4 protein-coding genes are annotated in these 2,810 nt (G+C 68.4%); 2 read left to right on the forward strand and 2 right to left on the reverse strand.

The window, feature by feature from the left end; translation table 11 throughout:
- A partial coding sequence (locus KZA10_RS11440; protein WP_218682943.1) for a sulfite exporter TauE/SafE family protein occupies positions 1 to 644 on the forward strand: 644 nt, incomplete at its 5' end.
- A gap of 16 nt (positions 645 to 660) precedes the next feature.
- Here KZA10_RS11440 and KZA10_RS11445 read toward each other — a convergent pair.
- Together KZA10_RS11445 and KZA10_RS11450 are read right to left on the reverse strand one after the other, a co-directional pair.
- Positions 661 to 1,491, reverse strand: a complete 831-nt coding sequence (locus KZA10_RS11445) for an NAD(P)-dependent oxidoreductase (protein WP_017829524.1) — start codon at positions 1,489 to 1,491, stop codon at positions 661 to 663.
- A 46-nt stretch (positions 1,492 to 1,537) separates the two neighbouring features.
- Positions 1,538 to 2,296, reverse strand: coding sequence for an SDR family NAD(P)-dependent oxidoreductase (locus tag KZA10_RS11450; RefSeq protein WP_055874651.1), 759 nt, complete (start codon positions 2,294 to 2,296; stop codon positions 1,538 to 1,540).
- 171 nt (positions 2,297 to 2,467) lie between these two features.
- On the opposite strand from KZA10_RS11450, the gene KZA10_RS11455 reads away from it, so the two are divergent.
- On the forward strand, positions 2,468 to 2,737 hold the full coding sequence (locus tag KZA10_RS11455; protein ID WP_256934759.1) for a hypothetical protein: 270 nt from the start codon (positions 2,468 to 2,470) through the stop codon (positions 2,735 to 2,737).
- The last annotated feature ends 73 nt before the right edge of the window (positions 2,738 to 2,810 follow it).

Here is a 2,810-nt window from a genome sequence, read left to right on the forward strand (position 1 = left end):
CGCAGGCGGGGACCGATGCCTTTCTGCGCACGCTCGGCTGGCGCAAGGTCGCCGAGGCCGAGGTCGAGGCGATGGACGTCATCGCCTACCGTCGGCATGCGCATTGGCCGACGCTGGTGCGTCTGGCCCCCGCCGTCATCGCCGGCCTCCTGGTCGGATTCGCCTTCCTCGCGCTCGCCGGCGACGGCATCGTCCGCCGCGCGATCGGGGTGATCCTGCTGCTGATGATCGCGGTGACGCTGTGGCGCCGGTGGCGGCAGAGCAGGGCGGACGCCGCGGCTCCACCGTCCGGTGGCATCGTGCTCGCCGGTACCTACGGCACGCTCGGCGGCTTCACCACCATGGTCGCGAACGCCGGGGGGCCGGCCATGTCGATGTACTTCCTGGCCACACGCACCCCGGTGCAGGTGTTCCTCGGCACATCGGCATGGTTCTTCGCCATCATCAACGCGATCAAGGTGCCGTTCCTCGCGGGCCTCGGACTGTTCGAGACACCCGTGCTGCTGATGGATGCCGTCCTCGCCCCGCTCGTCGTCGCCGGTGCGCTCCTGGGCCTGTGGGTCGCGCGGAAGATGAATCAGCGGGTGTTCGACCGCATCGTGATCGTCCTCACGATCGTCGGCGCCGTGTACCTGCTGTTCTAGGGAGATCCCCCGCGTCTCAGTCGAGGAAGATGTCGGGGAAGAGCGCGTCGTCGGGGGTGCCGGGGATCGCGGCGTAGCCGGAGAAATCGGTGACGCCGTCGGCTTCGAGCACGTCCTCGACGATGAGCGTCTGCCCGGTGAACGACGCCGCGGGCTTGAGCAGCACGGCGTAGGCGGCATCGGCGTAGATGTCGGGCGTGCGGCTGGCGGCCATGACCTTGTCGCCCCCGAGGAGGTTCTGCACCGCAGCGGTCGCGATCGTGGTGCGCGGCCAGAGCGTGTTGGCGGCGATCCCGTCGCGCGCGAACTCGGCGGCGAGGCCGAGCGTGACCATGGTCATGCCGAACTTGGCGAGCGTGTACCCGGTGTGCGCGCCGAGCCACTTCGGGGTGGGGTTCAAGGGCGGCGACAGCGACAGGATGTGCGGGTTCTCGGCATCCTTCAGGATCGGCACCGCCGCTCGCGAGAGCATGAACGTTCCGCGCACGTTGACATCCTGCATCAGGTCGTACTTCTTGGCGTTCAGGTCGAGCGAACGCGACAGGTCGATCACGCTGGCGTTGTTGATCACGATGTCGATGCCGCCGAACTCACCCTGCGTCTTCATGACCGCCTCGGTGATGTCGTCGTCGTCGCGCACGTCGCCGACGATCGGCAGGGCCTGGCCACCCGCCGCGCGGATCTGCTCGGCGGCGGTGTGGATCGTGCCCTCGAGCTTCGGATGCGGGGTGTCGGTCTTCGCGAGCATCGCGATGTTCGCACCGTCTGCGGCAGCCCGCAGCGCGATCGCGAGGCCGATGCCGCGGCTGCCGCCCGACATCAGGATGGTCTTGCCTGCAAGGGACATGGGTTCTCCTGGGTTCTCGATCGCGAAGGGAAAGGCAGCCGCGGGGTCAGCGCGGCGCCATGCGGATGGCGCCGTCGAGGCGGATGGTCTCGCCGTTGAGATAGCCGTTCTCGACGATCTGCTGCACGAGCACGGCGTACTCGTCGGGGCGGCCGAGCCGCGACGGGAAGGGGACCTGCTGGCCCAGGGAGTCCTGAGCGGCCTGCGGGAGACCCATCAGCATCGGCGTCTCCATGATGCCGGGAGCGATCGTGCAGACCCGGATGCCGTAGCGGGCGAGCTCGCGCGCCACGGGGAGGGTCATGGCGTGCACGCCGCCCTTGGATGCGGAGTAGGCGGGCTGGCCGATCTGGCCGTCGAACGCGGCGACGCTCGCGGTGTTCACGATGACGCCGCGTTCCTCGTCGTGCAGCTCGTTCTTGGCGATCACGGCAGAGGCCTGCGAGATGACGTTGAACGTGCCGACGAGGTTGATGCGGATCACGCGCTCGAAGTCGGCGAGCACGGCGGGATTGCCCTCGCGGTCGAGCACCTTCGCGGGCGGCGCGATCCCTGCACAGTTCACGACGACGCGCAGCGGAGCCGCCGCCTGCGCGGCCGCGACGGCCGCCTGCACCTCATCGGCGTTCGTCACATCCGCCGCGACGAAGAGCCCGCCGAGCTCGTCCGCGATCTCGGCACCCTTCGACGAGGCGAGGTCGATGATCGTGACGTGCGCTCCCGCGGCGACCAGCCGACGCGCCGTGGCGAGTCCGAGCCCCGAGGCCCCACCGGTGATGAGTGCACCCTGTCCACTGATCTGCATCTGATGTTCTCCTTCGAACGTCGTCGTGCGACATGCATTGATGGAACGCAGTATCAGCCTACGTGGTTCTTGGTTTCACCACGACCGGGGGAACTGCATCGAGAGCGAGCCTACGACACCGCCTGGATCGATGGCAGGATCCCGCTCATCGTGGTCGGGCAGGATGGACGGATGAGCATCCCCTCCACCTCCGTCGACGTCCCGGTGCGGGTTCGCGAGCTCGCCCGCGGCGCCGCGCTCACACCGGTCTGGCTCAATGGGATCGGGGGGCTGACCTTCCGCACCGACGACGGCCGGTACATCAAGTGGGGGCCGCTCGACGACGAGGCGAACATGCGCGACGAAGCCGAGCGCATGAGGTGGGCGCGTACCTGGATCTCGGTGCCACCTGTTGTGGATCTTCGCCTGGCGAAGGAAGCGCTACGTCATCGAGTGGGATGACGGGGGGATCCGGATCATGGGTGCCGGGGTGGAGCGAGCGCTCCCCTGGGCCTCCATCGCTCGTGTGCTGATC

It is taken from the genome of Microbacterium sp. BF1 (assembly GCF_019279095.1).
GTDB lineage: Bacteria > Actinomycetota > Actinomycetes > Actinomycetales > Microbacteriaceae > Microbacterium > Microbacterium maritypicum.